Origin of the sequence: Mesobacillus sp. (assembly GCF_047739415.1) — a bacterium.
In the GTDB taxonomy this organism is placed as follows: Bacteria; Bacillota; Bacilli; order Bacillales; family Cytobacillaceae; genus Mesobacillus.
Genome location: NZ_JBIQOE010000021.1, coordinates 1 through 5,512 on the forward strand (window position 1 = coordinate 1; position 5,512 = coordinate 5,512).

At 46.7% G+C, this 5,512-nt stretch carries 5 protein-coding genes; 2 read left to right on the forward strand and 3 right to left on the reverse strand.

All coding sequences use genetic code 11. The annotated features are described in order from the left end of the window. Together ybaK and ACH0QE_RS01535 are read right to left on the reverse strand one after the other, a co-directional pair. Window positions 1-383 (reverse strand): Cys-tRNA(Pro) deacylase (ybaK, locus tag ACH0QE_RS01530; RefSeq protein WP_415798984.1); only part of this gene is annotated, 383 nt, incomplete at its 3' end. A gap of 81 nt (window positions 384-464) precedes the next feature. After that, window positions 465-1,805, reverse strand: a complete 1,341-nt coding sequence (locus ACH0QE_RS01535; RefSeq protein WP_415798985.1) for a UDP-glucose dehydrogenase family protein — start codon at window positions 1,803-1,805, stop codon at window positions 465-467. A gap of 180 nt (window positions 1,806-1,985) precedes the next feature. Between ACH0QE_RS01535 and ACH0QE_RS01540 the strand changes: the two genes are divergently transcribed. Beyond that, window positions 1,986-3,521 (forward strand): FAD-dependent oxidoreductase, encoded by a 1,536-nt coding sequence (locus ACH0QE_RS01540; RefSeq protein WP_415798986.1) that lies wholly within the window; start codon window positions 1,986-1,988, stop codon window positions 3,519-3,521. 97 nt (window positions 3,522-3,618) lie between these two features. Here the strand turns inward: ACH0QE_RS01540 and ACH0QE_RS01545 are convergent, their stop codons facing one another. Beyond that, on the reverse strand, window positions 3,619-4,521 hold the full coding sequence (locus ACH0QE_RS01545; RefSeq protein ID WP_415798987.1) for an NAD(P)/FAD-dependent oxidoreductase: 903 nt from the start codon (window positions 4,519-4,521) through the stop codon (window positions 3,619-3,621). 195 nt (window positions 4,522-4,716) lie between these two features. On the opposite strand from ACH0QE_RS01545, the gene ACH0QE_RS01550 reads away from it, so the two are divergent. Then, the coding region (locus ACH0QE_RS01550) for a hypothetical protein (protein ID WP_415798988.1) at window positions 4,717-5,512 on the forward strand (796 nt) is incomplete at its 3' end.

Below are 5,512 nucleotides of genomic sequence, written 5' to 3' on the forward strand. Positions count from 1 at the left end.
ATGATGGTCTCAAGCTCTTGGGCGCTGCTGTCCAAAAACGTCGGATAATTCTTCTTCATGCCAATCGGCGAACAGCCGCCGCGGATGTAGCCGGTATATTTCTGGATGTCCTTGACAGGAAGCATCTCTACACTCTTTTCCCCAGCTTCCCTCGCAGCCTTTTTCATATCCAGCTCCTCTTCTACCGGGATAACAAATACATATAAATCCTTGCTGGTGCCTACAACAACAAGGGTTTTGTAGACCTGTGCCGGGTCGCGGCCAATTTTACCCGCAACAGCAACACCATCAATCTTCCCATCCTTCGAGTCATAAGTAAGGATTTCATACGGCACCTTCTGCGTATCAAGAATCCTCATTGCGTTCGTTTTAACCTTCGCCATCCTGGTTCCTCCTTATAATGAAGGGTTTTAGGATAATTTTACCTTATGAAAGCCACTCGATTCAATCCGGTCTCTTCTGGCTCACCCTTGAAATCCCAAGTTTTCTAGCTTCCGATTCATATTAACAGCTCTTCTGCCAACAGAAATATAGGTTAAGCCAGCATTATCCGCCACGGCCAAGTCATAGCAATTCCTTCCGTCAAAAATAACCGGCTCACGCATGAATAATGGGTAACGTTCTAATTCATATTGAGTGATTTGCGGCCACTCCGTCATGATGAAGACAACATCCGCGCCTTTAATCGCCATATCCACGGAGTCAGCGTAATAAAGCCGGCTGCCGAATAACTCCTCTACTTTTTCAACGGCTGCCGGGTCATACACGGAAATGTCAGCCTGTTCTTCAAGAAGCTGGGCGATCAGCTCAATTGCAGGTGCCTCACGGATGTCATCAGTATGCGGCTTGAACGCCAGGCCCAGCACAGCCACCCTTTTTCCCTGAAGATTCCCAAACAATTCCCGGGCTTTCTCAAACAACTGCTGCTTCTGCCTGCTGTTCACTTCGATGACGGAGCGCAGGATCTTAAAGTCATAATCATAGTCTTCTGTCAGTTTTTCCAGCGCCTTCGTATCCTTCGGGAAACAGGAACCGCCATAGCCAATTCCCGCTTTTAAAAACTGGCTGCCGATCCGGGCGTCCATGCCCATTCCCTTTGCCACATCTTCAATGTTTGCGCCTGTGTGCTCACACAGATTGGCCACCTCATTGATGAAGCTGATTTTCGTCGCCAGGAAGGCATTTGACGCATACTTGATGAGCTCCGCGCTGCGGATATCTGTCTGAAGGATCGGCCGTCCAAAAGGTTTATATAAATCAGCCACCGCACGGCCCGCCTCATGGTCATCTGCCCCGACAACGATCCGGTCCGCATGGAAGGTGTCAAGGATTCCCGAGCCCTCGCGCAGGAATTCCGGATTTGAAACGACCTTCACCTGGATATTGTCATGAATGATTCCTTGAAGCTTCTGATAGATCCTCTGATTAGTCCCTACTGGCACGGTGCTTTTAATGATAATGACTGCATCTCTGACCAGGTTCATGCCAATCTGTTCAACAGCATCCTCCAGGTATTCAAGGTTTGCCGAGCCGTCCTCATTTTCGGGCGTCCCGACGGCGATAAAAATGTAATCTGCATTTTTACAGGCCAATCTTGAATCGTATGTAAAATGAAGCCTCTCCTTCTCTAAACTCCTTTTGAGCATCTCCTCAAGACCAGGTTCATAAATTGGGCATCTCCCCTGGGAAAGGGCGGTGATTTTCCGTTCATCTATATCAAAACAAGTGACATTATAACCTACCTCAGCAAAACAAACACCGGTAACAAGGCCAACATAGCCTGTCCCAAAAATTGTGATTTCCATATTGGCCCTCCATTTCTGATGCTCTCATTTTATCATGTCGCGGCTCTCTCCTTCTCCTATTCGCTCTATTTGGCAAAAACTTGTCTATCTACATTCTTAGTGGGTAAAAGGAAAAATAGCATGATTTTCACTAATATAGGAAAAATTAGTTATTATGAAGATTTTTAAGGAGGATTGTAGATGAACGATTATACTTCAAAGCTGCCCCGTTTTCCTGAACCCTACTGGCGTAAAACAGCTGAGTTGCCTTCTTTTCCAAAACTGCAGGAGGACCTGAAGGCAGACGTCGCGATTATAGGAGGCGGGATCACTGGATTGACCTCTGCCTATCTGTTGGCGAAGGCTGGTGTGAAAGCCGCTGTGATCGAGGCCGGCAGCATATTGAATGGAACAACCGGCCATACAACAGCCAAGGTGACTGCACAGCACGGCCTGATTTATGACGAGCTGATCAGCCACTTTGGTGAGGATAAGGCACGCCAATATTATCAAGCCAACTATGATGCGATGCAATTTGTTAAAAATCTCGTAAAAGAACAGCAGATTGAATGCGATTTTACCGAAGAAGACGCTTATATATACACCAATTCCGACAAGGAAATGGAAAAGCTGTTAAAGGAATTCAAGGCCTACGAGAAGTTGGGCGTCACAGGAAGTGAGTACGTATCGGAGGTACCTATTCCAGTTGAGGCCATGGCAGCCGTTGTCATGAGGAACCAGGCCCAGTTCCACCCACTTAAATTCTTAAAGCATTTGGTGGAGCGTTTTACAGAGATGGGCGGACAGATTTATGAAAATACAACCGCAGTCGATATGGAGGAAGGCTCTGAGCCTGTCGTCACGACCAGAGATGGACATAAGGTAAGCTGCAATCAGATTATCATCAGCACGCACTTCCCATTTTACGATTTAAAAGGGTTCTATTTTTCAAGGATGCAGGTCAATCGTTCCTATGTGCTTGCCGTAAAAACGGAGAAGGAATTCCCTGGAGGCATGTACATCAATGCCGAGACACCGTCACGATCCCTGCGTTATACAGACTGGAATGGCGAGAAACTGGTGCTATTTGGCGGAGATAGTCATATCACCGGACAGGATGATAATACTCATCAATATTATGAAGCACTTGAGGCGTTCGCCGCGAAGACCTTTGGCGTTAAGGAGATTCCATTCCGCTGGAGCGCGCAGGATCCGACTACCCTAGATAAAATTCCTTTCGTCGGCAAATACTCATCAAGCACCGATAACATCTTTGTTGCCACAGGCTACCGAAAGTGGGGGATGAGCAATGGCATCAATGCTGCGCTGCTCATGTCCGATCTAGTTCTTGGAAAAGACAATCCATATGTGGACGTATTCGAACCACAAAGATTCCATACAAAACCGGATGTGGCGACATTCGTTGCTGATAATGCGCTGGTCGCAAAAGAATTGGTTAAAGGGAAATTGGATCGGCCCTCGACTAATCCAGAGAGCCTTGTTAATGAAGAAGGTGCCGTCGTAACAGTCAACGGCAAACGTGCTGGAGCCTATCGCGATGAAAACGGCCAGCTGCACGTAGTCGATACCACCTGTACCCACATGGGCTGCGAGCTTAACTGGAACAACGGCGAACGCACATGGGACTGCCCATGCCATGGCTCCCGATTCTCCTACAAGGGAGACGTCGTTGAAGGCCCTGCTGAACTGCCGCTAAAAAAAGTTGATCTGGAATAAAACGAAGCCGCCATTCATGTCTGAGTGGCGGCTTTCATTATGTCCAAAAGGAATATATTGGTCCCAACAAGGTTGCCAATGAGGCATGACCCTACGGCTACTCTCCTTTTTCAGCCAAAAGTGTCTTATGAATCCAGATGCTTGCCTGCATACCGTCTCCCATGGCAATCGTGGTCTGTTCTGAATGAGCGACTATGTCTCCTGCGGCCCAGACGTTCTCGACACTGGTCATTTTTGTCCGCGGATCGACTAGGACATGTTTGTTTTTATGAAGGTCGACGCCAAGCTGTTGTGCAAGTTGGGACTTCACTTCATTCCCGCCGAAGGCTATGAAGCCGCGCTCTGAGGTCAGCTCCTCACCATTCCCGAGCAAAACTCCTCTGAAGTCAGGGCCATCTGCCAGCACTTTTTCAATCGGCCCTTCAACATACTTAATGCCTTTATCCTTTAATGCGGACAGTTTTTCCTCATCCACTTCTTTGTTTTCATGATTGACATAGGTGAGTTTGCTCGTAAAATAACTCAGGGTCAGTGCCATGTTCGCACCAGGATTGCCGGAACCCATCACGATTGTGGATTTGTCTTTCACTTCATGGCCATCGCAATCCGGACAGATGTACACGCTGATTCCAAGCGTTGGCATCAATTCTGGAAATGGAGGAATCCGATCCATGACGCCCGTGGCCAGCAGCAATGTCTTCGCCTTGTATGTGCTGCCGTTCTCCGCCTGGATTTCGTACCCATTCGCTATCCTTTGAGCTTTCTCCGCCTTGCCAATCACGAATTCCACACCATATTGTGCAGCCTGCTTACGGCCTATTTCTCTTAAGTAAGGTCCGCTTACTCCATCAGGATAGCCAAGTATATTATGGTAGCTCTGGCAAATCGCTGACCGGCCATCACCTGCATCCAGAACCATCACATTATGATCGTATCGCCCAAGCTGGATCGCCGCCTGCAGCCCGGCAATTCCGCCCCCTACTATAAGGCAATCATACATACCGATTCACCGCCTTTTTAAAAGTGTCATAATAGCATGTTTCCCTTTTTGAAGGTGGTGTAATCCGGTTTATTATGATTGAAAATGCCCATGAAGTTTTCTCAATTTTTCTATAAACACTAGTTTTGTCGAACACCCTTAAATTACTACTTAAGCACTATGATATCAGTTATAATAAAAGCGAGGTGGATAATAATGACAAATACTGTCGCGAAAAAAACAAGATTACTGCTTTATGTAGTTTTAGCCTCTTTGATTTTAGCAACGAATTTCATTCTTTACCGTACGTCGATGTTCGGGCCGGTACCTGAAGGCGCTGTCATCGGTTCACTGCTGGACCTGTTGATTATTTTGCCTCTCTTAACCTACTTCATGATCATCCGCAAAAGATATTCACTTAAATATATGGGAGTCGTCATCTTGGCTGGCTTTGCTGCCGCTTACTTCACTGTTCCGCAGCAGCATCTAGCGGATTACCCCTTCCTTCCCTATCTTTTATTGGTTTCGGAAGGCGCATTCCTGTTGTTTGAGCTATATATAGCCTACACCGTCATCACAAGGCTTCCAAGATTGCTAAAAGAGTACAAAACCCTGGCCAGCCGAAATTCATTTTTCCTTTTCAACATTCGAAAAGCTGTAGAAACGAGCTTACCGGACAACACTGCCGCAAAAATCCTTGTCACTGAATTTTCCATGTTCCATTACTCTCTCTTCTCCTGGAAAAAGAAAGTGAAGATTGATCACGGCATTGCTTTTACCTACGATAAAAAAACAAGCGTGAATGCTGTCTATATCATGATCATCCATGCCATTGCGATTGAATCGGTTGGTCTGCACTACTTCCTGCACAGCTGGAATCCGATTGTTTCCTATATCCTTCTGTTTTTGAACATATACGGCATTCTGTTCATGCTGGCCGAGCTTCAAGCCACACGACTGACTCCATTTTTGCTGACAGAGGACCATTTGTTAATGCAGACAGGATTTTCAA

Coding starts and splice junctions, on each gene's coding strand:
- ACH0QE_RS01540 (WP_415798986.1), top strand. CDS start 1,986: ATGAACGATTATACTTCAAAGCTGCCCCGTTTTCCTGAACCCTACTGG.
- ACH0QE_RS01545 (WP_415798987.1), bottom strand. CDS start 4,521: ATGTATGATTGCCTTATAGTAGGGGGCGGAATTGCCGGGCTGCAGGCG.
- ACH0QE_RS01535 (WP_415798985.1), bottom strand. CDS start 1,805: ATGGAAATCACAATTTTTGGGACAGGCTATGTTGGCCTTGTTACCGGT.